The organism is Endozoicomonas sp. SCSIO W0465 (genome assembly GCF_023716865.1).
In the GTDB taxonomy this organism is placed as follows: Bacteria; Pseudomonadota; Gammaproteobacteria; order Pseudomonadales; family Endozoicomonadaceae; genus Endozoicomonas.
Genome location: NZ_CP092417.1, coordinates 6,704,704 through 6,731,370, shown reverse-complemented (window position 1 = coordinate 6,731,370; position 26,667 = coordinate 6,704,704). Strand labels below are relative to the sequence as shown.

The 26,667-nt window shown below is 48.3% G+C and carries 26 protein-coding genes, 2 tRNA genes and 3 rRNA genes; 25 read left to right on the top strand and 6 right to left on the bottom strand.

What is annotated here, in order from left to right; all coding sequences use genetic code 11:
- The first annotated feature begins 154 nt into the window (after window positions 1-154).
- From MJO57_RS30375 to rrf, 5 genes are all read left to right on the top strand, one after another.
- A 16S ribosomal RNA gene (locus MJO57_RS30375) occupies window positions 155-1,722 on the top strand.
- A 157-nt stretch (window positions 1,723-1,879) separates the two neighbouring features.
- Window positions 1,880-1,956 (top strand) — tRNA-Ile (locus MJO57_RS30370).
- 41 nt (window positions 1,957-1,997) lie between these two features.
- Window positions 1,998-2,073: transfer RNA gene (locus tag MJO57_RS30365), tRNA-Ala, on the top strand.
- A gap of 338 nt (window positions 2,074-2,411) precedes the next feature.
- Window positions 2,412-6,031, top strand: a 23S ribosomal RNA gene (locus tag MJO57_RS30360).
- Window positions 6,032-6,240: 209 nt separating this feature from the next.
- Window positions 6,241-6,356: ribosomal RNA gene (rrf, locus tag MJO57_RS30355) — 5S ribosomal RNA — on the top strand.
- Together the 16S, 23S and 5S rRNA genes with 2 tRNA genes alongside form the textbook arrangement of a ribosomal RNA operon.
- Window positions 6,357-6,496: 140 nt before the next feature.
- On the opposite strand, the gene MJO57_RS30350 is transcribed toward rrf, so the two are convergent.
- Window positions 6,497-6,988, bottom strand: coding sequence for a hypothetical protein (locus MJO57_RS30350; protein ID WP_252021143.1), 492 nt, complete (start codon window positions 6,986-6,988; stop codon window positions 6,497-6,499).
- A 260-nt stretch (window positions 6,989-7,248) separates the two neighbouring features.
- On the opposite strand from MJO57_RS30350, the gene MJO57_RS30345 reads away from it, so the two are divergent.
- From MJO57_RS30345 to MJO57_RS30330, 4 genes are all read left to right on the top strand, one after another.
- Window positions 7,249-8,754 (top strand): TrkH family potassium uptake protein, encoded by a 1,506-nt coding sequence (locus MJO57_RS30345; RefSeq protein ID WP_252021141.1) that lies wholly within the window; start codon window positions 7,249-7,251, stop codon window positions 8,752-8,754.
- A 155-nt stretch (window positions 8,755-8,909) separates the two neighbouring features.
- Entirely contained in the window at window positions 8,910-9,536 is a 627-nt protein-coding gene (locus MJO57_RS30340; RefSeq protein WP_252021131.1) for a YjfI family protein, read from the top strand.
- Window positions 9,537-9,578: 42 nt separating this feature from the next.
- Window positions 9,579-10,268 (top strand): PspA/IM30 family protein, encoded by a 690-nt coding sequence (locus tag MJO57_RS30335; RefSeq protein ID WP_252021130.1) that lies wholly within the window; start codon window positions 9,579-9,581, stop codon window positions 10,266-10,268.
- A gap of 19 nt (window positions 10,269-10,287) precedes the next feature.
- Window positions 10,288-11,283, top strand: coding sequence for a DUF2860 family protein (locus MJO57_RS30330; RefSeq protein ID WP_252021129.1), 996 nt, complete (start codon window positions 10,288-10,290; stop codon window positions 11,281-11,283).
- Between the two features lie 20 nt (window positions 11,284-11,303).
- On the opposite strand, the gene MJO57_RS30325 is transcribed toward MJO57_RS30330, so the two are convergent.
- Window positions 11,304-11,927 carry a LysE family translocator gene (locus MJO57_RS30325; RefSeq protein WP_252021128.1) on the bottom strand — a complete coding sequence of 208 codons (624 nt, stop codon included), beginning with the start codon at window positions 11,925-11,927 and terminating at the stop codon, window positions 11,304-11,306.
- Between the two features lie 113 nt (window positions 11,928-12,040).
- Here MJO57_RS30325 and MJO57_RS30320 point away from each other — a divergent pair, with 113 nt between their 5' ends.
- From MJO57_RS30320 to MJO57_RS30305, 4 genes are all read left to right on the top strand, one after another.
- A complete protein-coding gene (locus MJO57_RS30320; RefSeq protein ID WP_252021127.1) occupies window positions 12,041-12,700 on the top strand; it encodes a DUF2491 family protein in 660 nt (219 codons plus the stop codon).
- 69 nt (window positions 12,701-12,769) lie between these two features.
- Window positions 12,770-13,180 carry a DUF350 domain-containing protein gene (locus MJO57_RS30315; RefSeq protein ID WP_252021126.1) on the top strand — a complete coding sequence of 137 codons (411 nt, stop codon included), beginning with the start codon at window positions 12,770-12,772 and terminating at the stop codon, window positions 13,178-13,180.
- A 19-nt stretch (window positions 13,181-13,199) separates the two neighbouring features.
- Complete coding sequence (locus MJO57_RS30310) at window positions 13,200-13,721, top strand: DUF1190 domain-containing protein (protein ID WP_252021125.1); 522 nt, start codon at window positions 13,200-13,202, stop codon at window positions 13,719-13,721.
- Window positions 13,721-14,893, top strand: coding sequence for a glutathionylspermidine synthase family protein (locus tag MJO57_RS30305; RefSeq protein WP_252021124.1), 1,173 nt, complete (start codon window positions 13,721-13,723; stop codon window positions 14,891-14,893). Before MJO57_RS30310 ends, MJO57_RS30305 begins: the two co-directional genes overlap by 1 nt.
- Window positions 14,894-15,104: 211 nt before the next feature.
- On the opposite strand, the gene MJO57_RS30300 is transcribed toward MJO57_RS30305, so the two are convergent.
- Window positions 15,105-15,749 (bottom strand): outer membrane beta-barrel protein, encoded by a 645-nt coding sequence (locus MJO57_RS30300; RefSeq protein ID WP_371924718.1) that lies wholly within the window; start codon window positions 15,747-15,749, stop codon window positions 15,105-15,107.
- A 502-nt stretch (window positions 15,750-16,251) separates the two neighbouring features.
- Here MJO57_RS30300 and MJO57_RS30295 point away from each other — a divergent pair.
- Genes MJO57_RS30295 through MJO57_RS30285 form a run of 3 tightly spaced genes read left to right on the top strand, consistent with a single transcriptional unit; the run spans window position 16,252 to window position 17,531 of the window.
- A complete protein-coding gene (locus tag MJO57_RS30295) occupies window positions 16,252-16,692 on the top strand; it encodes a hypothetical protein (protein WP_252021122.1) in 441 nt (146 codons plus the stop codon).
- Complete coding sequence (locus MJO57_RS30290) at window positions 16,661-17,134, top strand: hypothetical protein (RefSeq protein ID WP_252021121.1); 474 nt, start codon at window positions 16,661-16,663, stop codon at window positions 17,132-17,134. Before MJO57_RS30295 ends, MJO57_RS30290 begins: the two co-directional genes overlap by 32 nt.
- A complete protein-coding gene (locus MJO57_RS30285; RefSeq protein WP_252021119.1) occupies window positions 17,097-17,531 on the top strand; it encodes a hypothetical protein in 435 nt (144 codons plus the stop codon). Before MJO57_RS30290 ends, MJO57_RS30285 begins: the two co-directional genes overlap by 38 nt.
- Window positions 17,532-18,009: 478 nt before the next feature.
- Here MJO57_RS30285 and MJO57_RS30280 read toward each other — a convergent pair whose 3' ends face one another.
- Genes MJO57_RS30280 through MJO57_RS30270 form a run of 3 tightly spaced genes read right to left on the bottom strand, consistent with a single transcriptional unit; the run spans window position 18,010 to window position 19,522 of the window.
- The gene (locus MJO57_RS30280; RefSeq protein WP_252027143.1) at window positions 18,010-18,489 is read right to left on the bottom strand and encodes a transposase; all 480 of its coding nucleotides are present in this window, start codon (window positions 18,487-18,489) and stop codon (window positions 18,010-18,012) included.
- Complete coding sequence (locus MJO57_RS30275) at window positions 18,489-19,091, bottom strand: transposase (RefSeq protein ID WP_252021117.1); 603 nt, start codon at window positions 19,089-19,091, stop codon at window positions 18,489-18,491. The genes MJO57_RS30280 and MJO57_RS30275 overlap by 1 nt, the downstream gene beginning before the upstream one ends.
- Window positions 19,055-19,522 (bottom strand): DUF6444 domain-containing protein, encoded by a 468-nt coding sequence (locus MJO57_RS30270; RefSeq protein ID WP_252021107.1) that lies wholly within the window; start codon window positions 19,520-19,522, stop codon window positions 19,055-19,057. The genes MJO57_RS30275 and MJO57_RS30270 overlap by 37 nt, the downstream gene beginning before the upstream one ends.
- On the opposite strand from MJO57_RS30270, the gene MJO57_RS30265 reads away from it, so the two are divergent.
- The 9 genes from MJO57_RS30265 (at window position 19,521) to atpG (ending at window position 26,655) form a co-directional block, all read left to right on the top strand.
- Window positions 19,521-19,748 (top strand): hypothetical protein, encoded by a 228-nt coding sequence (locus tag MJO57_RS30265; protein ID WP_252021105.1) that lies wholly within the window; start codon window positions 19,521-19,523, stop codon window positions 19,746-19,748. The two genes, MJO57_RS30270 and MJO57_RS30265, sit on opposite strands and share 2 nt — an antisense overlap.
- 54 nt (window positions 19,749-19,802) lie before the next feature.
- Window positions 19,803-20,705 (top strand): LysR substrate-binding domain-containing protein, encoded by a 903-nt coding sequence (locus tag MJO57_RS30260; protein WP_252021103.1) that lies wholly within the window; start codon window positions 19,803-19,805, stop codon window positions 20,703-20,705.
- 321 nt (window positions 20,706-21,026) lie between these two features.
- A complete protein-coding gene (locus MJO57_RS30255; RefSeq protein ID WP_252021101.1) occupies window positions 21,027-21,512 on the top strand; it encodes a F0F1 ATP synthase subunit I in 486 nt (161 codons plus the stop codon).
- A gap of 125 nt (window positions 21,513-21,637) precedes the next feature.
- Window positions 21,638-22,519, top strand: a complete 882-nt coding sequence (gene atpB / locus MJO57_RS30250) for a F0F1 ATP synthase subunit A (RefSeq protein WP_252021099.1) — start codon at window positions 21,638-21,640, stop codon at window positions 22,517-22,519.
- Between the two features lie 114 nt (window positions 22,520-22,633).
- Complete coding sequence (gene atpE, locus MJO57_RS30245) at window positions 22,634-22,885, top strand: F0F1 ATP synthase subunit C (protein ID WP_020581950.1); 252 nt, start codon at window positions 22,634-22,636, stop codon at window positions 22,883-22,885.
- Between the two features lie 183 nt (window positions 22,886-23,068).
- Window positions 23,069-23,539, top strand: coding sequence for a F0F1 ATP synthase subunit B (locus MJO57_RS30240; protein ID WP_252021098.1), 471 nt, complete (start codon window positions 23,069-23,071; stop codon window positions 23,537-23,539).
- Window positions 23,540-23,553: 14 nt separating this feature from the next.
- Window positions 23,554-24,087: a F0F1 ATP synthase subunit delta gene (locus MJO57_RS30235; RefSeq protein WP_252021096.1), complete on the top strand. Its 534-nt coding sequence runs from the start codon at window positions 23,554-23,556 to the stop codon at window positions 24,085-24,087.
- A gap of 59 nt (window positions 24,088-24,146) precedes the next feature.
- Window positions 24,147-25,691 carry a F0F1 ATP synthase subunit alpha gene (gene atpA / locus MJO57_RS30230; RefSeq protein WP_252021094.1) on the top strand — a complete coding sequence of 515 codons (1,545 nt, stop codon included), beginning with the start codon at window positions 24,147-24,149 and terminating at the stop codon, window positions 25,689-25,691.
- Window positions 25,692-25,794: 103 nt separating this feature from the next.
- Entirely contained in the window at window positions 25,795-26,655 is an 861-nt protein-coding gene (gene atpG / locus MJO57_RS30225; protein WP_252021092.1) for a F0F1 ATP synthase subunit gamma, read from the top strand.
- The last annotated feature ends 12 nt before the right edge of the window (window positions 26,656-26,667 follow it).

Genomic DNA, 26,667 nt, shown 5'->3' with positions numbered 1-26,667 from the left:
GGGCGCTTGTGCGATGGCATCGGTAACAAAGCTTCGGCTTTGAACACTTTAAGATGCTTAATTGATCAAGCGAACATACCTGTAAATTCATGTACGTTTAATTGTGACATTGAGCCGTTGTTTTGTTCTTCGGAATAAAACGACAAAACGATTTAAACTGAAGAGTTTGATCATGGCTCAGATTGAACGCTGGCGGCAGGCCTAACACATGCAAGTCGAGCGGTAGCGGGAAGAGCTTGCTCTTTGCCGACGAGCGGCGGACGGGTGCGTAACACGTAGGAATCTGCCTGGTAGTGGGGGATAGCCCGGAGAAATCCGGATTAATACCGCATACGCACTAGCTCTTCAAGAGCGGTGGAAAGGAGGGGATCTTCGGACCTTTCGCTATCAGATGAGCCTGCGTCGGATTAGCTGGTTGGTGGGGTAAAGGCCTACCAAGGCGACGATCCGTAGCTGGTCTGAGAGGATGATCAGCCACACTGGGACTGAGACACGGCCCAGACTCCTACGGGAGGCAGCAGTGGGGAATATTGCACAATGGGCGAAAGCCTGATGCAGCCATGCCGCGTGTGTGAAGAAGGCCCTAGGGTTGTAAAGCACTTTCAGTGGGGAGGAAAGGCTGAAGGTTAATACCCTTCAGCTGTGACGTTACCCACAGAAGAAGCACCGGCTAACTCCGTGCCAGCAGCCGCGGTAATACGGAGGGTGCGAGCGTTAATCGGAATTACTGGGCGTAAAGCGTGCGTAGGCGGCTACCTAAGTTGGATGTGAAAGCCCCGGGCTCAACCTGGGAACTGCATCCAAAACTGGGTGGCTAGAGTACGGGAGAGGAGTGTGGAATTTCCTGTGTAGCGGTGAAATGCGTAGATATAGGAAGGAACACCAGTGGCGAAGGCGACACTCTGGCCTGATACTGACGCTGAGGTACGAAAGCGTGGGGAGCAAACAGGATTAGATACCCTGGTAGTCCACGCCGTAAACGATGTCTACTAGTTGTCGGTTGTCTTGTACGACTGGTAACGCAGCTAACGCGATAAGTAGACCGCCTGGGGAGTACGGCCGCAAGGTTAAAACTCAAATGAATTGACGGGGGCCCGCACAAGCGGTGGAGCATGTGGTTTAATTCGAAGCAACGCGAAGAACCTTACCTGGCCTTGACATCCTGCGAACTTTCTAGAGATAGATTGGTGCCTTCGGGAACGCAGAGACAGGTGCTGCATGGCTGTCGTCAGCTCGTGTCGTGAGATGTTGGGTTAAGTCCCGCAACGAGCGCAACCCTTGTCCTCAGTTACCAGCACGTGATGGTGGGCACTCTGGGGAGACTGCCGGTGACAAACCGGAGGAAGGTGGGGACGACGTCAAGTCATCATGGCCCTTACGGCCAGGGCTACACACGTGCTACAATGGTGCATACAGACGGTTGCCAAGCCGCGAGGTGGAGCTAATCTGAGAAAGTGCATCGTAGTCCGGATTGGAGTCTGCAACTCGACTCCATGAAGTCGGAATCGCTAGTAATCGTGAATCAGAATGTCACGGTGAATACGTTCCCGGGCCTTGTACACACCGCCCGTCACACCATGGGAGTGGGTTGCTCCAGAAGTAGTTAGTCTAACCCCTTTTCTTTCGGGATAGGGGAGGACGATTACCACGGAGTGATTCATGACTGGGGTGAAGTCGTAACAAGGTAGCCCTAGGGGAACCTGGGGCTGGATCACCTCCTTAATTGATACTAACCAACCGCCGTCCATAAGCGTTCACACGAATTGTTTGATTTAAAATTGCCTTGGCGATTTTATAACTTGTTAAGACAGCTTTGTCCTGAGGCTGTTCAGCTCTTTAATAGTGTGTTTAATGAATCCGTTATCTTGATTCAGATACCGGGTCTGTAGCTCAGTCGGTTAGAGCGCACCCCTGATAAGGGTGAGGTCGGCAGTTCGAATCTGCCCAGACCCACCAAGCTTTCAAGAGATGAAAGCCTGGTTCAACGGAAAGAATAGGGGGCTATAGCTCAGCTGGGAGAGCGCCTGCTTTGCACGCAGGAGGTCTGCGGTTCGATCCCGCATAGCTCCACCAAATCTTTTCACAAAGAGTTTGACGGAAAACCGATTCATTAAGCGTATTTGCTTTTCTTTCCTTTGTGAAAGAATGCTCTTTAACAATGTGGAATCCAAATTTAAGCTGAATTGATTTAGACAACTTCGGTTGTTTAATGAAAATTCTTGCTGAGACACTCTCAAGTTAATTACCGAAAGGTAATAGCTAATGTGTATGGCGTTCAGTTGTCAGTGGTCAGTTAACAGTGACCAGTTGATGACTGAAGATCGTAAAGGTAGTTATTTACCATTGCTTTTACGGGCCGCAGGTAGCGGGTGGCGGGAAGCGGACCTGAAACAGATTGCTTCGGGTTATATGGTCAAGTGACTAAGCGTGCACGGTGGATGCCTTGGCAGTCAGAGGCGATGAAGGACGTGGTAATCTGCGATAAGTCTTGGGGAGCTGATAAACAAGCTGTGATCCAGGAATTTCCGAATGGGGAAACCCAACGGCATAAGCCGTTATTCCTTAGCTGAATACATAGGCTTTGGAAGGCGAACCCGGGGAACTGAAACATCTAAGTACCCGGAGGAAAAGAAATCAATTGAGATTCCCCCAGTAGCGGCGAGCGAACGGGGACCAGCCCTTAAGCAATTTTTGGTTTAGTGGAAGACTCTGGAAAGTGTCGCCATAGTGGGTGATAGCCCCGTACACGAAAGGCCAATCATTGTGAAATCGAGTAGGACGGGACACGTGAAATCCTGTTTGAACATGGGGGGACCATCCTCCAAGGCTAAATACTCCTGACTGACCGATAGTGAACCAGTACCGTGAGGGAAAGGCGAAAAGAACCCCGTTGAGGGGAGTGAAATAGAACCTGAATCCGTGTACGTACAAGCAGTGGGAGTCGGTGGACAGTTGACAGTGGACAGTAGACAGTTAATGTGCAAAAGCACGGTTGACTGCAAGGCTGAAACACCGTCGCTGGATGATAGAACGTCGGAATGGAACAGGGAGCCAGAAACAGGCACTTCCTGAACCGTTCACCGTCTACTGTCAACTGTCCACTGATGACTGCGTACCTTTTGTATAATGGGTCAGCGACTTACTTTCAGTGGCAAGGTTAACCGCATAGGGGAGCCGTAGGGAAACCGAGTCTTAATAGGGCGTGTTCTTCGGAACAACAGTCGCTGGGAGTAGACCCGAAACCGGGCGATCTATCCATGGGCAGGTTGAAGGTTGAGTAACATCAACTGGAGGACCGAACCGACTATCGTTGAAAAGCTAGCGGATGACCTGTGGATAGGAGTGAAAGGCTAATCAAGCCCGGAGATAGCTGGTTCTCCTCGAAAGCTATTTAGGTAGCGCCTCGTGTCTCACCATCGGGGGTAGAGCACTGTTTGGGCTAGGGGGTCATCCCGACTTACCAACCCCATGCAAACTCCGAATACCGATGAGTGCAATCACGGGAGACACACGGCGGGTGCTAACGTCCGTCGTGGAAAGGGAAACAACCCAGACCGTCAGCTAAGGTCCCAAAGTAACAGTTAAGTGGGAAACGATGTGAGAAGGCCCAGACAGCCAGGAGGTTGGCTTAGAAGCAGCCACCCTTTAAAGAAAGCGTAATAGCTCACTGGTCGAGTCGGCTCGCGCGGAAGATTTAACGGGGCTCAAACTGTTCACCGAAGCTACGGGGTTCAGTGGGCAGTTGACAGTGGACAGTACACAGTTTGTTGAGTAAGTCATGCAAGGTTTTGAGCAATTGGAAGTTTTCAAAAAAGCGTATCGGACTTCACTTGAAGTTCATAAGCTAACATTTGACTTTCCAAAGCATGAACAAGTGCGTGGGTTGCTGATCAAATGCGCAGAGCCAGTAAAGGCATATGCGCAAATGTTGCTGAAGGCTATGGCAAAATGAGTATTTCAAAAGCTGAATTTCGAAGGTTCTTATTAATGGCCATCGGATCAGCCGACGAAATGCGAGTATGGATCAGATACTCACTGGATCTCGGATACATCGAGAAAAATCAGTGGGAACACCTGAAAACTGAATACCAGACAATTGCCAAAATGCTAACGAATTTGCACAAAAGTCACCAATGACTCAAGGCAAAACCGTCCACCGTCTACTGTCAACTGTCTACTGAACCGGTAGAGGAGCGTTCTGTAAGCCGTTGAAGGTGCATCGGGAGGTGTGCTGGAGGTATCAGAAGTGCGAATGCTGACATGAGTAACGACAAGGGGAGTGAGAAGCTCCCCCGCCGGAAGACCAAGGGTTCCTGCGCAACGCTAATCGGCGCAGGGTGAGTCGGCCCCTAAGGTGAGGTCGAAAGACGTAATCGATGGGAAACAGGTCAATATTCCTGTACCCCTTCTGACTGCGACGGAGTGACGGAGAAGGCTAGGTCAGCGCAGCGTTGGTTGTCTGCGTTTAAGATAGTAGGCAAGGGATCCAGGCAAATCCGGATCGCTCTCTTAATTGAGAATGCCGAGAATTGATGACGAGGTTCTACGGAACTGAAGTGATTGATGCCATGCTTCCAGGAAAAACTTCTAAGCATCAGGTCAGAAGGGACCGTACCCCAAACCGACACAGGTGGTCAGGTAGAGAATACCAAGGCGCTTGAGAGAACTCGGGTGAAGGAACTAGGCAAAATGGCACCGTAACTTCGGGAGAAGGTGCGCCGGCTTTGGTGATCGGACTTGCTCCGTAAGCTGAGGCTGGTCGAAGATACCAGGTGGCTGCGACTGTTTATTAAAAACACAGCACTGTGCCAACACGAAAGTGGACGTATACGGTGTGACGCCTGCCCGGTGCCGGAAGGTTAATTGATGGGGTTATCCCACCCCCAAATTTTTTTTGCTGCAAGGCAAACGGCTGAGCGAGTGAAGGAGTTTACATACAAGTAAATGACTGAACGAGCGAAGACGTTTAACGCAGTCAGCAAGAAAAATTTGGAGGTGGGAGAAGCTCTTGATCGAAGCCCCGGTAAACGGCGGCCGTAACTATAACGGTCCTAAGGTAGCGAAATTCCTTGTCGGGTAAGTTCCGACCTGCACGAATGGCGTAACGATGGCCACGCTGTCTCCACCCGAGACTCAGTGAAATTGAAATCGCTGTTAAGATGCAGCGTATCCGCGGCTAGACGGAAAGACCCCGTGAACCTTTACTACAGCTTCACAGTGGATCTTGATGTTGCTTGTGTAGGATAGGTGGGAGGCTTTGAAGCGGTGACGCCAGTCATCGTGGAGCCAACCTTGAAATACCACCCTGGCAATATTGAGGTTCTAACCCGGGTCCCGAAACGGGATCGGGGACATTGTGTGGTGGGTAGTTTGACTGGGGCGGTCTCCTCCCAAAGAGTAACGGAGGAGCACGAAGGTGTGCTAAGTACGGTCGGACATCGTACGGTTAGTGTAAAGGCACAAGCACGCTTGACTGCGAGAGGTACATCTCGAGCAGGTACGAAAGTAGGTCTTAGTGATCCGGTGGTTCTGCATGGAAGGGCCATCGCTCAACGGATAAAAGGTACTCCGGGGATAACAGGCTGATACCGCCCAAGAGTTCACATCGACGGCGGTGTTTGGCACCTCGATGTCGGCTCATCACATCCTGGGGCTGAAGCCGGTCCCAAGGGTATGGCTGTTCGCCATTTAAAGTGGTACGCGAGCTGGGTTTAGAACGTCGTGAGACAGTTCGGTCCCTATCTGCCGTGGACGTTGGAAGTTTGAGAAGAGCTGCTCCTAGTACGAGAGGACCGGAGTGGACGGACCACTGGTGTTCGGGTTGTGTCGCCAGACGCATTGCCCGGTAGCTATGTTCGGACGGGATAACCGCTGAAAGCATCTAAGCGGGAAGCCCCCTTCAAGATGAGACTTCCCTGGAGACATGATCTCCCTGAAGAGCCGTTAAAGACTATGACGTTGATAGGTTGGGTGTGTAAGTGCTGTGAGGCATTGAGCTAACCAATACTAATGACTCGTGCGGCTTGACCATATAACGCCAAAGCGATCTCCAGTAAACAGTAGACAGTAGACAGTAGACAGTAGACAGTTTACTGTGAACAGTTAAAGCCATACATGTAGAGTGTCGTGCAAGAATATAAAGCTTAAATAGTGGATTCCTGGTTAATAGTGATAACTGATAACAGTCAACTGTTCACTGTTCACTGTTCACTGTTCACTGTTAACCGACAACCAGATAAGCCTGGCGACCATAGAAAGTTAGAACCACCTGATCCCATCCCGAACTCAGCAGTGAAATGACTTATCGCCGATGGTAGTGTGGGGTTTCCCCATGTGAGAGTAGGACATCGCCAGGCACCTATTTAAGAAATCCCGATAGAGCAATTTATCGGGATTTTTTTGTTGGCAAGCAGGCAGCCAGGTTGTTGTTTAGTCAAGAAGGAATGGAGAAAGAGTTCAGAGACTGCCGATTTCATGGGTTTGAAAATCTTCAGAGTCACGAATCAAACCAAAAAACGATGCGCTCTGCTTTACTCTTCTGTAATTGAGCCAGTTCCTGAAAGTAGTTTTCACGCAGAGTCTCTCTGACAGTACGATTAACAAACTCATCAGGAACAGGAGTCGTTTCAATGTTTCTGTCTCTCAAAGGCTTGTCATAGTTATAGTTAGTCAGTTCCTCAACGGATAACCAGGAATGGCTGTGTCCATCCGATCCATCCTCATCGGATTTGGCCTTGACGGAAGGACTGACATCGTTTGGCAAGCCCCGGGGGGCAACGATTGGGTACGGGGTTACCCTCCGGCCAGTCCATATGCCCCCATTGCCCCACCCGACGAACTGGTCAACGTAGTCGTTTCTGAAACGAACACCAGCAAATAATGAAAAAACATCATAATTGCGATCACTAAAAGGTTCATAGTCCGGGATTTCTTCCCATTGGCCGAGATTATTTCTGTATTCAGCGTATGCATGTATGTCCGTACCCATAGCTTTTCTGCCTCTATAGTTTTGGTAATCGGTTGCCTATATTTTTTATAGTCAGCCGACATGTTAAGACGGTTAATTCAATTATTTCTCTCCTTCACCCGGCTCACAGCCCGGTATGGGAATATACAGAATGGCTAGGTGTAAGCTTCTACAGACATACCTGCTCATACTGATAATAATGCTTCCTGATAATTAGCTGTTGGCTGTTTGCCCATTATCCAGACCCACTGATCGAGAAAAAGTTTCAGACCACAGGACTGATGAATCAGATCAGTATTTTCGAGCACAAAACGCAAAAGCTCTCAAGTTTCTTTAAGACCATGCATTACAAACCTGTACTATACGTCAATGGGCTACTATTGATGACGCTAGCGGCACTCATGTGTATACCGCTGTTTACCAACATTTTTTTTAATACACCCGCTCACTACCTGGCATTCACACTGTCGCCACTGCTGACTTTTGTCGTGGGAGGTAGCTTGTGCTGGTCTTGCAAAACGGAAGTCTTTGGGTTGCGGTCCAGGGAGATTTTCTTGCTGACCAACTCAAGCTGGATATTAGTCTGTGTTTTTGGTGCGCTGCCTTTCATTTTTGAAACGGAAATCAGCTTCACGGATGCATTCTTTGAAACTATGTCAGGCATTACAACGACGGGTTCTACAGTGCTTGTCGGTCTGGATAATATGAATCCGGGTATATTGATGTGGCGCTCCGTTCTTCATTGGTTGGGGGGGATTGGCTTTATCGTTATGGCAGTAGCGGTTCTACCCTTTCTTAAAGTCGGTGGTATGCGTTTGTTTCAGAGTGAGTCTTCAGACTGGTCGGAAAAAGTGATGCCCCGATCAGGTGTGATCGCGAAGCGGATCGTTCAAATATATCTGGGATTGAGTGCTTTGTGTGCCGTGGCCTATTACATGGGGGGGATGACGGCGTTTGAAGCAATTAATCATTCAATGGCAACGCTCTCAACCGGTGGTTTTTCTACCTCCGATGCATCAATGGCTAATTTTGACAATCCGGCAATCCACTGGACGGGAACCGTTTTTATGTTGGTGGGCAGCCTTCCTTTTGTCTTATTGGTAAGATGTCTGTCGGGCAATGCTGAGCCGTTATGGAAAGACTGTCAGGTCCGGGGTTTTCTAAAGTTGATCGGAGTTGTCTGGGCCTCTATGACAGTCTGGTTGGTAATGAATTCTGAGTACGGTGTTTTTGAAGCATTGACCCTGGTTGCCTTTAATACGACATCGGTCATCAGCACGACAGGCTTTGCTCTGACCGATTACTCATTGTGGGGAGGTTTTGCTGCAGCTTCATTTTTCTTTCTGAGCTTTATTGGTGGTTGTTCCGGTTCTACCACTGGTGGTGTAAAGATCTTTCGCTTCCAGCTGGGGCTGAGGTTACTTAATGTGCAGCTGAAGCTTTTGAGTCATCCTCGCGCCTGTTTCAGCATGCAGTACAATGGTCAGCCAATTACTTCGGATATTATTCGCTCATTTGTTGGCTTTACTTTCTTCTTTCTGATGCTGACAGGCATTATGACGCTTCTGCTCAGTTTGATGGGGCTGGACTTTATTACCAGCCTGACCGGATCGGTCACGGCCATTGCCAACGTTGGGCCGGGGCTTGGCGACATTATTGGTCCTGCAGGTAACTTTGCGCCACTGCCTGATATGGCCAAATGGGTGCTGGCCGTTGGCATGCTGATGGGACGATTGGAAGTCATTACGGTTCTGGTGATGTTTACTTCGGCTTATTGGCGACGCTGATACTCTTTCTTTTTGAAAGAGGAATAAAAAAGTTTACATAGAAGGCTGTTGAAAAAAATCATACGACCATTATATTACATGTGACAGTTGTTACATGTAATGAATGTTTTGACAGTTTTATAGTTCAAGCATTTACTGATATAGAGAGTTCATTCATGGCCTTGCGGAAAGACGCTGCACATTATCAGCGACAGTTTCGCTCCAGAATGAGAGAGCAGGGGCTGGTAAAAAAAGAAATCTGGATTTTGCCAGAGAATGCCGACCAGCTGCGGGACATTGAGCAGCAGCTGCGACAAATCGATTCCCATCAACCATCAGGAAACACCATCATGACACAGTCACACAGTGTTTGGACGATTCAAGGCTTATATGACGCATTGACTAATGACGCGTTGAGTACCCGTGGTAATGCAGTATTGAATCTGGTGGACGGGACGGATCCTTGCCTGGAAATCAGTATGGTTGAGTTTGGTGATTTGCCCATCTATCTGACGGTATCCGGTGAGCAGATTATTGCTGATGCTGTGCTCTGGCCCTTATCAATGGTCAAGAGTCCGGTTGCGTTGAATGATGAGGTTTTGCGTACTCACAAACTGTTTCCTCTGTCGACGATCAGTCTGGATCGTTTCCCGGATGGCAAGGAGTACTACACCATTTTTGGCGCACTGAGCTCATCATCCTCACTACAGAATATTGTGCAGGAAATAGAAACATTGGCTGCCAATGCCATTAAGGCCACAGAAGCTTATGGTAGTCATCTGACTTCTGAATCCGTGGCATAAGTACAAAGACTGATTGTTAGAAATTTGAAACAGGTAAATACCATGAGCATTTGGAGTAAAGTGATGACTGCCCTTAAAGGGGCGACCAATGAAGTTGGTGAAGCGATTGCTGATAGCAATGCCTTGCGGATTCTGGATCAGGAGATTCGTGAGGCCAGTGATCAGCTTCAGCAGTCCAAAACTCAGCTGGCCGGCATTATGGCCAAACAAAAGCTCTCCTCACAAAAGTGTTCCGAGTTGAGGGTAAAAGTTGCTGAGTATGAAGGCTATGCCATGCAAGCTCTGAATCAGGGAGATGAATCGCTGGCAACGGAGATTGCCAGTAAAATTGCAGAGTATGAGGCGCAGCTAAATTCAGAACGGGAAATGGAAAAGAGTTTTGCGGGCAGCATTGTCAGTCTGAAGAAAGCAATTGCCGATGCAGAATCTAACCTCCGTCGTCTCAAACAACAGGTTGATACGGTTAAGGCAACAGAGTCTGTGCAAAAAGCGCAGGCCGCTTGTGCTGCCAGACACAGCGGTGTTAACTCAAAAATGGCTACGGCTACTGACTCTCTTGAAAGGATCAAGCAACGTCAGGCAGAACGGGCTGCGCAGATGGAGGCTGCCAGTGAACTTTCTGGTGATACTGCAGAGAATGACCTTCAGGCTAAACTCAAAGCGGCAGGCATTACCAAAGGGGATTCGGATGCTTCCAGTGTGTTGGAACGGCTGAAAGCAAAACAGAAGTGATGTACCAGGATCGTTTAGAATGAGTCATAAAATAATAAAATTCTGTCTGGCCGTATTAACAACAATTCCGCTGGTTGCCAGTGCTCAACTGGCGGAAAACTCAGGCTTCAGTGGTGAGTTGACCGTAATAGGCGGGATGACTTCAACTGACTCCAACCTTTCTACCAATACTCAGAAGAACAAGCAGGGCCTGTTGAACTCCGGGGGAAGTCGGGAGAATACTGGTATTTTTGGGGCTCTCGGCAATATTACCTATACCTTCGGTGTAGATAATGACCGGCAGTTCTTTGCAGGAACTTCCAGAGAAGATATTGCTGTGGGTAATGTGGCGCTGGAAGTTGGCTATAAACAGCTGCTCACCTCTGGCACCAGGCTGACCATCTCTTATCTGCCAACACTGTTGAGTGAAGATGTCTGGTCGGATCCTTTTTTAGTGAATTCAGCGCGAACAGAAACCGAAAGGTCAGGGAATGCTTTCCGGCTTAAGCTTGACAGTATTGTCAATTCTCCGCTTTCTATTGATGTGGCCTATGCCCGGTCAGAAATTGATGATGAACGAAGTGGCTCCGGATCAGGACTGACTGCAGAAGAACAAGATCTGCTGAGACGAGGCAGTGACTCGGTATACATGAAGGTAAGCTACCGACATGCGCTGGTGCCGGGAAGCGGTTTAAGTTCAGCCCTGATTTATCGGAATAGCGAGGCCGATGGCGGTGCAATGGCACATGACTCGGCTGGAGGAGAACTGTCGTATTTTAGCTTTCAGGGACAGGGCAAATACGTTTTGACCGGAAGCTACGAATATCGTGATTATGATCAGGAACATCCCGTATTTGAGAGTACCCGTTCGGATAATGTGTTTGGTGTTTTCCTGGCGTATGAATACATGAACTTTTTGGGCATTCGTCCGCTCTCGCTGGTTTCTCTGGCTGGATACAATGTTGTAAATTCAAATATCAGCTTTTACGACGAGAGTCAGTATCTATTAACGGTAGGTGCAAGTTACCAGTTTTGAGCGAAGAATACGGTTATTTCTTAACCCGGCGGTGATGTAAAAGCGGTGCCAATGCCTAGCAGAATAAAAGCTGACCCTGCCATCCATTTGCCCCACTGTATGCGCTGCTTACAGTGGTGTTTGCCAATGCTGCCAGCAAATAATCCAACAGCGGCATCAATGGGGAAAGCGACGGCCACAAACATCAGGCCAAGCATTAAGATATCAATCGATGCAGAGGGGCTTGATGGATCAATAAACTGAGGGAAAAAAGCCAGGAAAAAAAGAATGACTTTAGGATTCAGTACATCAGTAATAACACCCTGATAAAAAATTCGTTTCAGGGCAACTTTTGAAATACACTCGTTGCTACTTTCTCCTTTCGAAAAAAAGAGCGTTCGAACTCCCAGGTAACAGAGATAGGCGGCCCCGGCATACTTAATACATGCAAATCCCATTGTTGACGATGTGATCAGGGCAGACAGTCCGAGAGATGCAATGATAGTATGGATGAGTACGCCGGTATGAACGCCCAGTGCAGAAATAAACCCGGCCATGGCTCCCTGAGAAAAACCCCGGGTGGTGATATAAAGCAAGTCCGGTCCGGGAGCCAGAGCCAGAATCAGGGTCGCTATCAGAAATAACGCCAGTGATGATTCAGACATAACGTGTTCTCTTTTCTATTCATAGCCATCTTTTCATGGGTTAATGACTTTCAGGGGTTAAAGAGTATAGTCCTGATTTCTCTATCAAGCGTTTTAAATGGTGGTTTGTTTTTATGATCTTTGACTGGTTTAACAGTAAGAAAGAAGACCAAAGCAAGAGGGTTTCTTTACCATCACCACTCAATTTGCGCCCGGGAAGTGCTGTTGAACTGGATTTATTACCTTTGCAGATGGTGCGCGAACAGTTGAGACTCAGCCTGCCAGAGGGGATTCAGACAATTGAGGCGGCAGGTTTTATTGATCTGGGGGCAGGAAATTCGCTTTGCCGTTTCTACACCGCTGATGATGGATTTATTCAGATCTCTACAAGTGGTGGTTATGAAACACAGAATATTGATGACATAAAATTCTTTGTTTTTACCCAAACTCATAACATTGCCAGTGAAAGCGGTGTAGGCCTCTGGGTTAGTGATACTGGCTTGATTGGTGATAAGCTCTTTCTGCTGGATGGGACCAGTTACGGTCGGGTATGGGATGAGGCCGTTACCGGGCGGATTGAACCGGTCAATTTCACTGAAACAGTTTATGGTCGTGATGATTCAGTGGATACCTATGATGTCGATCACCTGGCCATGCTCTATCAGCGACAAATCAGTGGCAGCGAACGTTATGAATACCTCCTGGCTTCCCTGGAGTTCAGTAATGACGATGAAGCTACAGCTGTCGTCAGTGTGGGCTTTGATCTTGATATTTCATCAATGAATATCACGTAAGCAATGAATCTCAGGGTTTGCAAGGGTATCCTTGTCAACCAGTACCGATAATGTTCAGGACGTAACCGTATGATTGCCATCACCGACTATTTGGCCGGAGTCCCTCTTTTTCTTGCCTATTTTGCCATTGCCCTAGTTTTAACAGGTGTTTATGTGCTGGTTTACACATGGTGCACGCCTCACGAGGAGATGAAACTGATCAAGGCAAATGTGCCCGCAGCAGCGATCGCCTTTGCAGGCAGCTTGATCGGGTTTGTGCTGCCGTTGGCCAGTGTGATTGAAAATTCCATTGACCTGGTGGATATGGCGCTTTGGGGTGCAGTGGCATTGATTGTCCAGTTGGCAACATTTTTTGGCTTAAGACAGTTTATCCCCAAAATCTCAGAGCACATTGCTGACAATGAGCTTGCTTCAGGTATCTGGCTTGGAGGAGTATCCATCGCGACTGGTTTGTTGAATGCTGCCTGTTTGACCTATTAGTGTTGGAGTTAAGGGAATAATGAAGCGTTCAAAGACGTTGCAGCTTGTCATTATGGGCACCGCTCCATTGGTTCTCGGTGGTTGCACAGATTCATCCAGAGAAGCGTTGGTCTACAAAGACGTAGCCAGTTGCATCAATGATGGCGTTATTTCAGATTCGGTCTGTCGGTACGAATACAATAAGGCTTGGCAGAACCATTTAATGATGGCTCCCAAATACCCTGTAGCCTCTGACTGCCAGCAGGACTTTGGCACAACATGCCAACAGCTGGCTTCCGGAGAGTATATTCCCACGATGGAAGGCTTTATGCTTGCCGCAGAGCCAGGGTCGAACAGAAGTTCTTTCACGGTTATACCGCTCTATCTTGGCAGCGGTGGTTATTTCCGGACAGGTAACTACGACAGGGTCGGCAGTAGCTATAAGCAAGGGAAGGTGGTGGTTGACCAGAAAGCAACGGCCAAGCCTTCTTTGAAAAGTACCACCATGAAACGGGGAGGTTTTGGTAGCCGCTCTGCTGCCAGAGGAAGCTGGGGGGGATAATGCGGCGTATTACCTCTGCACCGAGAAGAGACTGGACAAAGCTTGCTGAGTCCCTCGGGTTTAAATTCCACACTATTGGTGGGGAAGCCTATTGGGACGAAACTGCATATTATCAGTTCACCATGAAGCAGGTAGAACAGGATATTGAAAATCCTACCGCAGAGATTCACCAGATGTGCCTGCATCTGGTGGACAAAGCCGTGAATTCCGAGCAAATGCTGGAGCGTCTGCGAATTCCCCGGTTTTTCTGGGACTATGTGCGTGAATCCTGGTTAAGAAGGGATTCTCATCTGTACGGACGAATGGACTTTTCCTACGATGGTAAGTCCCCAGCCAGATTTTATGAATATAATGCCGATACACCAACGTCCCTCTATGAATCCGCTTTTTTTCAGTGGCTCTGGCTGGAGCAGATGGTTGAAGAAAAGAAGCTTTCTCCAGACATCGATCAATTCAATATCATTCAGGAAATGTTGATTGAAGCGCTGGTTCTACTGAACAAGCAGAAGATGGCCGGTGAACCACTTTACTTCTCTTGCAGTCGGGACTCCGAGGAAGATTATGGGACGGTTGAATACTTCCGTGACTGTGCGGTTCAGGCGGGGTTAACTACAAAGTTCATTTATACGGAGGACGTCGGTATCAGTTCAGAGGGGCAGTTTACCGACCTGGAAGACCGAACTATTCCCGGAATGTTTAAACTTTACCCGTGGGAGTTCATGTTTGAGGAAGAGTTTGGCCGCTATCTTCCGGGAAGTAGCACCTTATTCTTTGAGCCACCATGGAAGGCCATTCTGTCGAATAAAGGGATTCTGCCTCTTTTATGGCAGGAGTTTAAGGGGCACCCTAACTTGTTGCCCAGCTATTTTGATGATGAATCACCGGGGGATGATCTGGGAAATCGCTACGTCAGGAAGCCTGTTTTTTCCAGAGAAGGTGCAAACATCACAGTCATGGACAGTGGAGAGTCGGTAGTGGTCGTTGATGGTCCATATGTGGATAGTGGCTATGTTTTACAGAAATATGAACCTCTGCCTGTGTTTGGTGGAAACCATACACTCATCGGTAGTTGGGTAATAGCTGATCGTTCGGCCGGAATTGGGATAAGGGAGGATTATTCAGTGATAACCAAGGATAGCTCCAGATTTTTGCCGCATGTGATTAGAGAATAAAGAAGAGAGCCCCAGCCCCATAACAGGGTAGGGCTTTACATTAAAGCCTAGGAGGCTGACCGAGAATAGACTGCCCTACTGCGGTGGCAGCAAATTAGTCTAAAAAGCCGGAAATTTTTAGCAAATAGAACCACTATTCACGAAAAATTTCCGGCTTTTTATCCTCAATTTTCTGCCATCCTCGCTACGGGCGCTATTCTCGGTCAGCCTCCTAGAAGTGGATAGATGCTGCAACATAGATCTGGCGAGAGTCGTTTACTTTTAGTTTGATATCATGTTTGTGCTCATAATGGTTAGAGGTACTGTTGGTTAGATATCTTAATCCGGCTTCCAGGTCAAACTGGTCAATTTGGTAGATAACACCTGCTTGAGCACCGTAGGCAAAGGCCCATTTTTTGTTGAAACTGTTTTCTCCCACATCTGGAATGTCTACAGTACCTTTAGCTTTTGTCTCAGCTGCACCAATAGTAAGGCCTACAAAAGGTTGTAACTCCCACTCAGGCATAAAGAGATAATCTGCTGAAACCAGTAAATTTAGCTGCTTGATGTCATGTACTTTGTATTCGATACCACTAGCGTTCCAATTAGCATCTTTCGGCTTGAGATAACCAACAGTCAAGTAGGCTCTGGCCTCATCTCTCCAGAAACTGCCAAAGCGGACACCAAAAAAACCTGTATTGTCACTGTTATCATGACCGGTTACTCCATCCACCTTTACTTTGGTTTTGGCATAGCCTCCTTCCAGACCAACAAACAAGTCACTTTCCGACCAGTCGTCCTCCCAATTGGCCAAGACCACTGAAGATGATGCAAAAAATAGTGTGAGAGCAGTTAAGAGTGAAGTTATCTTTTTCATGGGTATTCCCAACGTATTCCATATCCAAGTGTGTGTACAAGAAACAACCAACCGCTTTTTCTATGTTCTATAGATCAAGCTCGACATTAAGGAAACATCGCTAAAAATAGACCAGTTTCTGAGCGCACGAGGTAGAAAAAACGTATCGACCAGAACCCGGAGAGCTATTGAGAACAGCGTTTCATTATCAATCAGTGGTTTTTATATAGAACACATATCCACATTCTGCCATTTTCATTAAGCGTACCAAGGTACAAAATTACGTGAGAGTGGTTACTTTCGATGCATAAACAGGGTGGATGTAAATAAGAAAACAGAAGGGAAAGATTTGTTCGATTTTGATTATTATGATGAGTTTTTTGAATGTTTTTTATTATTAATGATGCTGCAAAATATCGGTGGTGCCGTTTTAATTGGGTGTTCTCTCTGAATAATTGAAACCTATGTGCACCCCAATCACGACTATTATGGGAACCATCTTTCACAGTCGTAATCTGTCGCCATGCCTGCTTCTGTCGTTGCCCGTAAACCAAAAACCATTGTGTTGCAAATTGAAGTACCCATTGAATCTGGCAACATGCTGGATCTTGAAGATGGACTGCAGCGAGCATTGAATGAAGCAGGACAGCTCGGAACAAAAGAGTTGCTTGAACTGTTTGAACCACCCAACAAAGACCCCATTGTCGTAAACCAGCAGAAGTGGAGTTACAAGGGAAAGGTGCTGAAGCGATATGAAACCATGTATGGATGTGTGCCTATGGAACGTTCTGTTTATCAGGGGGGCAGAGGTGGTGTTACGCTGGCGCCTCTTGATCTTCGCACCGGTATTGTCGGCTCAGCTACCCCCAAGTTTGCCAAAACACTCGCTTGGAAATACAGTCAGATGCCCGCTCCTGCTGTTAAAGAAGACTTTGCAAACCAACCATCAAAGAACTCTGTCTAACTCGTATATCAAGCATTTATCCGACAGGGTAGGTGCATTAATTGAAGACCAGAATGACATCGAATATGACTTGCCGCTCCTGCCAGAACCTGTCGAAACCATTGCCATAGGTCTGGATGGCACCTGCATGTTGCTCTGTGAACACGGCTGGAGAGAAGCGATGTGTGGAACCCTGAGTCTTTACTCGGCCAATGGTGATCGATTGCACACTATTTATACCGCCAGCTCACCTGAATATGGCAAGCAAAGCTTTATGGGCAAACTGGACGAGGAGATTGCAAAACTAAAACGCCTTTACCCACAAGCGACTTATGTGGGGGTCGCTGATGGGGCTAAAGAAAACTGGTGCTATCTGACGAAGCATACCTGCTCAGATACTCGATTTTTATCATGCCTCGGAATACTTGGCCGGGGCAGCAAAAGCATTATTTCCGGACAGTAAAGCCAGGAGAAAGGTCTGGTTAGAAGATAGGCTCCATAACTTGAAACACACATGCGGTGCGGCCAGGAAAATACTGAAGGAGATTGAATCAGCAGAACTCCCGAAAAAGACGACGGCACTGATAGAAAAGCGTTACAAGGCAGTGACCTACTTTACCAACAATCATCACTTAATGAAGTATCAAGAGGCTCTGGAGCACAACTGGCCGATCGGTTCCGGAGTCACAGAAGCAGCATGTAAGACATTGGTCAAACAACGGCTATGCAGTTCAGGAATGAGGTGGAAATTAGCCGGGGCAGAAGTACTGCTGGAAACAAGGTCTCTTATCCATAGCAAGGGACGCTGGGAACAACTGTGGTCTAACGTTATGTCAGGCAAAGTTTTACTTGATTGCTAAGTCAGCTATTAACCCGAGAGAGCACCCTTTTAATTTTGCTCAACCAGTATAAAATAGAAAATTTCTTATTAATGAATTCTCAAAACGCTTTCAAATAAGCAAATTCATATGGTTCAAAGTTGTCCGGTTTTATTCTTTGAGTTTTGTTTCTGTTATTCTTTGTTATTTTGGGAATAAAAAAACCGCTTGAAAAAGCGGTTGATGTTAATAGCATCTCACTAGATAGTGACTAAGCACTATTTGATATGCTTATCTGCTTCCTTAAAGAAAAGCGCCATATTGTTCCACGGCGTTGTCTTTCTGAGAATACGTCTGCAATTTACGATCGTTTCAAAATTAGGGGTCTGTTTCTTCAGCTCAACCCAGCTACTGATGCCACTGTTTTTCATGATACAACTCGAAAAGACTGAATAAACTCAGTGAGGGATTAGGATGAGTTCAGTATATGACGATAAGATATTTATAAAAATCAATGTAACTATTCAGCACTGAGCAAAGGCATATTACAGTAATTCCGAACAGCTCTATGAAGTGATTGATATATGTCCATTCCCTGTTTTCTGGCAGACGACAAATAGCTGCGAATCCGTGCAAACATAGAACCACCGTCTGCACTCCTGAAGCAGCCTGAGATTTTCTGCTTTAACTTGGCCATTCGAACATCCCGCTCACTGCCATTGTTATCGAAGGGAATGGTAAAATCTGACATGAAGCGCAGTGTCTCAGCCTTGAACTCAGTGAGTCGTTTGAAGAGATTGTAAGCTTTAGTATTCTTGACTTTCTTGCGCTTAAGCTCCTCTCGTTGCTTCTCCATATAGACGACTTCTTTCATTAGAGCCCGCTGAAGCAACCGGTCATAAATCTTCTCGATTCGTTCACAGACAACACTTGGCATCTGTAGCATACCTATGGTCTTAAAGCCCTTGCAGTAATGCCAGGAAAGCCTCAGTAGCTTCATCAATCGCAACGCCCGTTGATTGCTGTCCCTATCACAACACCCAAAAGCTCCCTCAGGTGATGGGCATTGCAAAGTACGTGAGTTGCCGCATATGCAAAATAGGATTTCCAATGATCATGAACCAGAACGCCTGCAAATGTTAGCAGTATGCCCATCGTGTCCATGGCCTCACGACCTCGCTTTTCAGACAAGTAGTAGAGCGTCCATTGTTCATCCCGCATAACGTGTAGCCAGTGCAAAGAGCCCTCGGCCCGCATACCCGTTTCATCGGCTCCGGCAACAGACGATTCCCGCAAGGCGTCACGAATAACCTCTTCAGTAGAAGCCAGATTTTCATAGGTTCTGGCCACAAAATTGGCGACAGTGCCTGCACTTACACTCATTTTATAGAGAGTATTAAAATACTCTGACACGCGCTTAAAAGGCAGGAAATGGTATTGGTTAAGATAGACGGCCATAGCCTGTGTGGCTGAGCCATATTGTGCGGCAGCGGTAACACCTTCCGGGAATTCAGCCTGATTCCGACAACCACAAGTGCAGATTTTTACTTCAGCTCTATGGGCCGTTACTTCAAATTCACCCGGTCTCCCTGGTTCAAACACCTGTCGTTCAATATATTTGACCGCTCACTATCAAGAAGAGACGCCTGACATTTATTGCATTCTTTAACCGGAAGGTACTCAATATAGTCAGGGATATCGACCTGTTTAAGACAAGTGCCCTGATGCCCTTTCTTTCCACCGGCTTTATTACCAGAAGACTGTCTCAGACTTTTAGGATTGGGTTTTTCATCCGATGGATCGGTACCTTTATCTGCGGAAAGGTCGTCAGAATGATCTGGAGAATTACTGTTTTTACAAGGTTTTTGATAACCATCAGACGATGGCGGCTTGCTGCTGTTTTGACTGTTCTTGCCAACCTTTTCTTCCAATTCTCGACATCGCTCTTCCAGACAGGCAACTCTCATCCGCAGCTCTGCATTCTCTTTCAAGAGAATCTCAGCCGACATAGTTGCGGGTAGTTCTGGAATCATGCTGGCGAATATTGTGGAAAAATGGTGCTTAAGAGGATGGTATAAAAATCAGAAAATTCCAGATTTATGTGGGGGTGCTGAACAGTTACAAATCAATAATACTTTGAGAACCTATCAAGTATGCTTATGCCCTGATTCATTGCAACAGGTGGTATTCTTCCCTCGGAGTCAGTCTGCACTATCAAAGAGCATCGAAAGAGCGCCGGGGATGGTGAGTATCAAGTAAACCTGAATTAGTAATCTGATTCTTTGGTTTTTGATGGAATAGGCTGTACATCAAATGCATATTACGCTTCGTCAGTTGGAAATATTTCGGGCAGTCGCTCAGTGTGGAAGGGTGACTGGTGCTGCTGAGAGTTTGTATATTTCCCAACCGGCAGCCAGTATGGCTTTATCTGAACTGGAAAAGCACTTGGGACCATTGTTTGATCGTAATCAGGGGGCAGGCCTGAAAATGAACGATTCAGGCCGGGCGCTTTTGCCAAAGGCGTGCGAATTGATTGATCGCGCCAAGGAGCTGGAAAACCAGTTTGCAGTGGATGGATCTTATGAGTCGGGTTCTCTGGTTTTGAATGTCAGTTCAACGATAGGCAATAACCTGTTGCCAAAAATGCTTGCCCAGTTCCGGGAAAGTAGTCCTGGTATCAGGATAGATCTGGAAATTGATAATACCCGTGCCATTGAGCAGCGAATTCTGGATTTCAAGATAGACCTTGCTGTTGTCGAGGGCGTCTGTCTGCATCCGGATATCGAAGTGACTACATGGCTTGAAGATCAGCTGGTGGTTATTTGCAGCCCGGATCATCCATTGGCCAACAGGGGTAATATCCCGCTGTCTTCGCTTTCCAATGAACGGTGGGTTTTAAGGGAGCCGGGGTCTGGTACGCGGGAGCTGTTCGATGAAATGATCGCAACTCAACTGGAGTCACCAAAGGTTGCTATGGTGTTAAACCGTTCAGAAGCGGTTAAGCAGGCCGTCATTGATGGTGTTGGTATCGCCTGTATCTCAAGCCTGGCGGCGAAATCAACACTGGATACCGGGCATATGGCAACGATTGGGGTTACAGGATTGAACCTGAAACGTCATTTTTATTTGCTGACCCATAAGAAAAAGTACAGGAGTACAGTCTTTGATCAACTATGCCATTTCATCATTGACTGGAGGCCATTTCAAAATGTTTGATTTTTTAAACGACTGATTCTGGATACTGAATACGGGGCAAACTCTCCTCCCCTTATACCGCTCGTACTGAACGGCTGTTCTATCAGATTATTTGTTTTATGACTTTGTGAAATATCAACAAGTCGTTATGGTTTCGGTTGAATATAGGTACTTTTACCCATATACTGCCCCGGCAGGGATGTCAGAAATGATCAATCAAATAACAAGCTTTGACATGATTCAACAAAGCATTTCGCAGTGTGCAGGTATTAATCTTTTTTGCTCGCCCTTTTCCTGGTGAAAGAGAGGGGGGAAGTTAACGGAGCTGTAGTTAACGGAAGTATGTCAGAAGCAAAGGCCTGGAAGCAGCAAAGGGCAACGCCAAGTGATGACGGGGCTGGATTTGCCAACCGCAAATTCTGTCGTGCTGATCATCGTAAATACCTGTGGCTCCAACCGCCACCAGTGCATCGCGTTATTGTTGCCCAATTGGTGGTATCTGCTGCGCTGGCCCTGATGCTGCTGCCCCTGGGAAGTACTTTTACCTTGTCATCACTTCTGGGAGGGCTTTGCTGCTCGCTGCCCAATGCATACTTTGTATGGAGGGCGTTTCGCTACCGTGGTGCCCGCTCTGCAAAACTGATTGTCAGCTCGTTCTACCGTGGAGAAGCAGGCAAACTGGTATTGACCGCTGTGGGTTTTATTCTGGTTTTTACCCTGGTTGAACCGCTTGAACCACTGGCGCTGTTTGTTACTTTTACTGCTGTTCAGGCCGTAAGCTGGTTTGCACCAGTGCTGATGGCTCGTCGACAGCAGGCAGTACCGTAATTATGTGGAAAACAACTGAACGTGTTTGAGTGGAAAAGCCGGTTGTGAATTTGGTTCGTTGTTGGAACAAAAAAATCAACCAGCTTTGATATTGAAAATGTAATGGATGGTTTACAGGATTAGCCATGGCAAATACTGCTACTGAATACATACAGCACCACTTGCAGAATTTGACGTATGGTCAGCTGCCTGCGGGTTATGAGCGAGTGGATGCCCATGGGCATCCACTGGGTGTTCTGACTGAGCCTGTCTGGACCTTTGCCCTGACCCCTGCTGAGGCCAAGGAGATGGGCTTCTGGGCAATTCATGTCGACAGCATGGTCTGGTCGGTACTCCTTGGGTTGGTGTTTGTTCTCTTATTCCGCTTTGTCGCCAGGAATGCGACATCAGGTGTTCCGGGCAAGCTACAGAATGCCATTGAGTCTATCGTCGAGTTTGTCGATACCAGTGTTCGTGAATCCTTCCATGGCAAAAATCCGCTGATTGCTCCCCTGGCCCTGACCATTTTTGTCTGGATTTTCTTCATGAACCTGATGGACCTTATTCCTGTGGACTGGATTCCCGGCCTGGCAACACTGGCAGGCGTTCCCTACATGAAGATCGTGCCATCGACAGACCCGAACATCACCATGTCCATGTCGATCAGCGTCTTCTTCCTGATGCTCTTCTTCTGGATCAAGGTTAAAGGTGTCTCTGGCCTGTTCTCTGATCTGGCCCTGCACCCATTCTCCAGTAAAAATCCGGTTGCAAAGGTCATTCTTATTCCCGTAAACCTGCTGCTGGAAACGGTATCCCTGTTAGCCAAACCAGTTTCTCTCGGGCTGCGACTTTTCGGCAATATGTATGCCGGTGAACTGATATTTATCCTGATTGCCATGATTGGCTGGGCGCAGCTGCCACTGCATTTCGGCTGGGCCGTTCTCCACATTCTGGTTATTACCCTTCAGGCATACATCTTCATGACGTTGACCATTGTCTATTTGAGCAGCGTCCATGAAGAACACTGAGTGAAAGGTAATTGGGCAGCAGCAATGGTCAAACCAAAGTACTGCCCACTGGATAAATTAACTTTAACTAATCACTAATCTCACAACACACGACCTGTAAAGTCGGGAGGAAATATGGAACTGGTAGTTGGTCTGACAGTCATCAGTGTTGCCATCATGCTCGGTGTAGCGGCGCTGGCAACGGGTATTGGTTTTGCCCTGCTTGGCGGTAAATTCCTGGAAGGGGTTGCCCGTCAGCCAGAAACTGCGCCTATGCTGCAAACCAAAATGTTTATTGTTGCGGGCCTGCTGGATGCGATCCCAATGATTGCTGTCGGTATTGCTCTGTTCTTCACCTTTGCTAACCCGTTCGTTGGACTGCTCTGAACAAAGACGTTAATGCCCGACTATGCGCCGCGTGCCTGAAAAGGCACCAGATAGGTGCCAAGTGCTTTGATGAGAAGCTGAAAACTGCGGGCTGACGTTTGCAAAGCATTAGCCCGTAGTCGTAAGGCACTAAAGGCCAGGCTCTGAAAGGAGCCAACGACATTAACTGAAAGAGGTGTTGGCGTGAATTTAAATGCAACCCTGATCGGCCAATCCATCGCTTTTGCGTTCTTTGTGTGGTTCTGCATGAAATATGTATGGCCACCTCTGACCAAAGCGCTGAGTGACCGGCAGCAAAAAATAGCCGATGGTCTGGCTGCTGCTGATAAAGCAGAAAAAGACCTGGCACAGGCCAATGACAAAGTTGCTGAACTGCTGAAAGAAGCAAGAGCCGAAGCCCAGGGCATCATTGAGTCGGCCAACAAGCGAGCAAACCAGATAGTCGATGACGCCAAACAACAGGCCCGTGCTGAAGGGAACCGTCTGAAGGCTGCCGCTGCTGCTGAAATTGAGCAGGAAGCTAACCGGGCGCGTGAAGCATTGCGTTCGCAGGTGGCCAGCCTGGCGGTTGCCGGTGCTGAACGAATTCTGGGTGAACATCTGGATGAGGCCGCGAACAGCAAGCTGGTTGATGATCTGGCGGCTGAGCTTTAAGAGGGCTGGAGATCATGGAATTAACAACCTGTGCCCGTCCTTACGCCAAAGCGGCCTTTGAATATGCCCGTGACGCATCACGTTTGAGCGAATGGTCTGACATGCTGTCACTCTGTGCCAGTGTGACAGCGTACCAGAAAGTGGTTGAGATGCTGGGCAATCCGCAGTTAAGTGGCGCACAGCAGGCAAAAACCATTATCGGGCTGTGTCAGGGAGAGCTGGATAAGCCGTTTGAGAATTATCTTCAGGTATTGTCAGAGCATCGTCGTTTGCAACTGTTGCCTGAAATTGCTGTCCTGTATGCCCGGTTGAGAGCAGAAGAAGAACGTTCCCAGCAGGTACAGGTGACTTCAGCGTATCCCTTGAGTCAGGAACAGCAGGATAAGCTGGCAGAAAAAATGGCGGCCAGACTTGGGCGTTCTGTCCATTTGGTGACAGAAATCGACAGTAGTATTTTAGGTGGCGTTATCGTCAAAGCGGGTGACCTGGTCATTGATGGCAGTCTCCGTGCCCGGCTGAGCAAGCTGGCCGATGCGATGATTTCCTGAGAATCAATAAAACTGCACGTTTGCGGTTTTTTTGCAAATAAAGAGCGGGCAGGTAAGCTATGCAGCAACTGAATCCTTCCGAGATCAGTGACATCATCAAGAGCAGAATCGAACAGCTTGATGTGTCCAGTGAAGCCCAGAATGAGGGCACGATTGTCAGCGTAACTGACGGTATTGTACGTATTCATGGTTTGGCGGATGCCATGTACGGGGAAATGATCAGGTTCCCGGGTAATGTATACGGTATGGCACTGAACCTTGAGCGTGACTCGGTCGGTGCAGTAGTCCTGGGTGACTACGGTGATCTGGCTGAAGGCCAGACGGTTCAGTGCACCGGTCGAATTCTTGAAGTTCCGGTGGGTAATGAACTGCTGGGACGTGTCGTTGATGCCCTGGGTAACCCGATTGATGGTAAGGGAGCCCTGCAAACCGGGCAAACCTCTCCTCTTGAGAAAGTCGCCCCTGGCGTTATTGCCCGTCAGTCGGTCGATGAGCCGGTTCAGACCGGTTACAAGGCGATTGACTCAATGGTGCCCATTGGCCGTGGCCAGCGTGAGCTGATCATCGGTGACCGTCAGACCGGTAAGACTGCCCTGGCTATCGACGCCATCATCAATCAGAAAGGCACTGGCGTTAAGTGTGTTTACGTTGCGGTTGGCCAGAAGCAGTCCACCATTGCCAACGTGGTTCGCAAGCTGGAAGAACAGGGTGCCATGGACCATACCATTGTGGTGGCCGCCGGTGCGGCTGATCCGGCGGCAATGCAGTTCCTGGCACCGTTTGCCGGCTGCTCCATGGGTGAATACTTCCGTGACCGTGGTGAAGATGCCCTGATCGTCTACGATGACCTGACCAAGCAGGCTTGGGCTTATCGTCAGATCTCCCTGTTGCTCCGTCGTCCACCGGGCCGTGAAGCTTATCCTGGTGACGTCTTCTACCTGCACTCCCGTCTGTTGGAGCGTGCGGCACGGGTTAACGCCGACTATGTTGAGAAGTTCACCAGCGGTGAAGTGAAAGGCAAGACCGGCTCTCTCACCGCCCTGCCCATCATCGAAACCCAGGCAGGCGACGTATCAGCCTTTGTACCGACCAACGTTATCTCCATCACCGACGGTCAGATCTTCCTGGAAACCGACCTGTTCAATGCCGGTATCCGTCCTGCGATGAACGCCGGGGTATCGGTATCCCGTGTCGGTGGTGCAGCCCAGACCAAGATCATCAAGAAGCTCGGTGGCGGTATCCGTCTGGCTCTGGCCCAGTATCGTGAGCTGCAGGCGTTTGCCCAGTTTGCGTCTGACCTGGATGAAGCCACCCGCAAGCAGCTGGAACATGGTCAGCGGGTAACCGAGCTGATGAAGCAGACCCAGTACGCCCCCATGTCAGTAGCCGAAATGGGACTGGTTATTTTTGCGGCTGAGAAAGGTTACCTGGCGGATGTCGCCCTGAATAAGATTGGTGATTTTGAAGCCGCCCTGATCAGCTATGCCAACGCTGAGCACAGTGCCCTGATGGCCAACATCAATGAGTCAGGGAACTACAACGGCGAGATTGAAGCCGGCCTTAAGGACGTCATTGAGCAGTTCAAGGCCACCCAGACCTGGTGATCAGTTGTCAGTGGGCAGTTGTCAGTGGACAGTAAAGCCTGTCCGAAATAACTGCCTGCTGTCCAACAACTGGCAACTGATAACTGACAACGGGTAACTGAAAATGGCAGGTGCAAAAGAGATACGGACGCAGATTTCGTCCATTAAAAGTACACAGAAAATCACCAACGCTATGGAAATGGTGGCAGCGAGCAAGATGCGCAGGGCTCAGGAGCGGATGGAAACCAGCCGCCCTTACGCTGAGCGTATCCGCCAGGTGGTAGGGCATATCGCCAACGCTAATGCTGAGTACGAACACAGTTTCATGATTGAGCGCGAAGCGGTTCGCGTGGGTTACATCATTGTCTCTACGGACCGCGGGCTTTGTGGCGGTTTGAACATTAACCTGTTCAAAAAAACCATTGAGGACATGAAGCAGTGGCATGACCGGGGGGTTGACATCGATCTCTGTCTGGTCGGCAGCAAGGCAATCTCATTTTTCCGAAGTCATGGTGGCAATGTAGTGGCGGCACTGAATCATATTGGTGACTCCCCCAACATTGAGGACCTGATTGGTGGCGTGAAAGTCATGCTGGACAGCTACGACCAGGGTCGTATTGACCGGTTGTTCGTGGTGAGCAACGAGTTTGTGAACACCATGAGCCAGACGCCACAAGTGCTGCAACTGCTGCCACTGGTGCCTGATGATGACGAGTCCCTGAAGAGACCCTGGGACTACCTGTATGAGCCCGATGCCAAAGAGCTGCTGGACGGTTTGCTGGTCCGTTATATCGAGTCTCAGGTTTTTCAGGCCGTGGTGGAAAACAATGCCTGTGAACAGGCGGCGCGAATGGTGGCCATGAAGAGTGCTACCGATAATGCCGGAAACCTGATTGATGACCTGCAGCTGGTGTACAACAAGGCTCGACAGGCGGCGATCACACAGGAACTCTCTGAGATTGTCAGCGGCGCTGCGGCCGTTTAGGCGCTTCGGCCA

What these genes read in the sequence shown, in the direction of transcription:
- MJO57_RS30280 (WP_252027143.1), bottom strand. Translation starts at nt 18,489, where the DNA reads ATGAAGCTACTGAGGCTTTCCTGGCATTACTGCAAGGGCTTTAAGACC.
- MJO57_RS30335 (WP_252021130.1), top strand. Translation starts at nt 9,579, where the DNA reads ATGAGCATTTGGAGTAAAGTGATGACTGCCCTTAAAGGGGCGACCAAT.
- MJO57_RS30350 (WP_252021143.1), bottom strand. Translation starts at nt 6,988, where the DNA reads ATGGGTACGGACATACATGCATACGCTGAATACAGAAATAATCTCGGC.
- atpA (WP_252021094.1), top strand. Translation starts at nt 24,147, where the DNA reads ATGCAGCAACTGAATCCTTCCGAGATCAGTGACATCATCAAGAGCAGA.
- MJO57_RS30340 (WP_252021131.1), top strand. Translation starts at nt 8,910, where the DNA reads ATGGCCTTGCGGAAAGACGCTGCACATTATCAGCGACAGTTTCGCTCC.
- MJO57_RS30255 (WP_252021101.1), top strand. Translation starts at nt 21,027, where the DNA reads ATGTCAGAAGCAAAGGCCTGGAAGCAGCAAAGGGCAACGCCAAGTGAT.
- MJO57_RS30325 (WP_252021128.1), bottom strand. Translation starts at nt 11,927, where the DNA reads ATGTCTGAATCATCACTGGCGTTATTTCTGATAGCGACCCTGATTCTG.
- MJO57_RS30315 (WP_252021126.1), top strand. Translation starts at nt 12,770, where the DNA reads ATGATTGCCATCACCGACTATTTGGCCGGAGTCCCTCTTTTTCTTGCC.
- MJO57_RS30300 (WP_371924718.1), bottom strand. Translation starts at nt 15,749, where the DNA reads ATGAAAAAGATAACTTCACTCTTAACTGCTCTCACACTATTTTTTGCA.
- atpE (WP_020581950.1), top strand. Translation starts at nt 22,634, where the DNA reads ATGGAACTGGTAGTTGGTCTGACAGTCATCAGTGTTGCCATCATGCTC.
- atpB (WP_252021099.1), top strand. Translation starts at nt 21,638, where the DNA reads ATGGCAAATACTGCTACTGAATACATACAGCACCACTTGCAGAATTTG.
- MJO57_RS30310 (WP_252021125.1), top strand. Translation starts at nt 13,200, where the DNA reads ATGAAGCGTTCAAAGACGTTGCAGCTTGTCATTATGGGCACCGCTCCA.
- MJO57_RS30330 (WP_252021129.1), top strand. Translation starts at nt 10,288, where the DNA reads ATGAGTCATAAAATAATAAAATTCTGTCTGGCCGTATTAACAACAATT.
- MJO57_RS30270 (WP_252021107.1), bottom strand. Translation starts at nt 19,522, where the DNA reads ATGATTCCAGAACTACCCGCAACTATGTCGGCTGAGATTCTCTTGAAA.
- MJO57_RS30260 (WP_252021103.1), top strand. Translation starts at nt 19,803, where the DNA reads ATGCATATTACGCTTCGTCAGTTGGAAATATTTCGGGCAGTCGCTCAG.
- atpG (WP_252021092.1), top strand. Translation starts at nt 25,795, where the DNA reads ATGGCAGGTGCAAAAGAGATACGGACGCAGATTTCGTCCATTAAAAGT.
- MJO57_RS30320 (WP_252021127.1), top strand. Translation starts at nt 12,041, where the DNA reads ATGATCTTTGACTGGTTTAACAGTAAGAAAGAAGACCAAAGCAAGAGG.
- MJO57_RS30295 (WP_252021122.1), top strand. Translation starts at nt 16,252, where the DNA reads ATGCCTGCTTCTGTCGTTGCCCGTAAACCAAAAACCATTGTGTTGCAA.
- MJO57_RS30305 (WP_252021124.1), top strand. Translation starts at nt 13,721, where the DNA reads ATGCGGCGTATTACCTCTGCACCGAGAAGAGACTGGACAAAGCTTGCT.
- MJO57_RS30345 (WP_252021141.1), top strand. Translation starts at nt 7,249, where the DNA reads ATGAATCAGATCAGTATTTTCGAGCACAAAACGCAAAAGCTCTCAAGT.
- MJO57_RS30265 (WP_252021105.1), top strand. Translation starts at nt 19,521, where the DNA reads ATGCTGGCGAATATTGTGGAAAAATGGTGCTTAAGAGGATGGTATAAA.
- MJO57_RS30235 (WP_252021096.1), top strand. Translation starts at nt 23,554, where the DNA reads ATGGAATTAACAACCTGTGCCCGTCCTTACGCCAAAGCGGCCTTTGAA.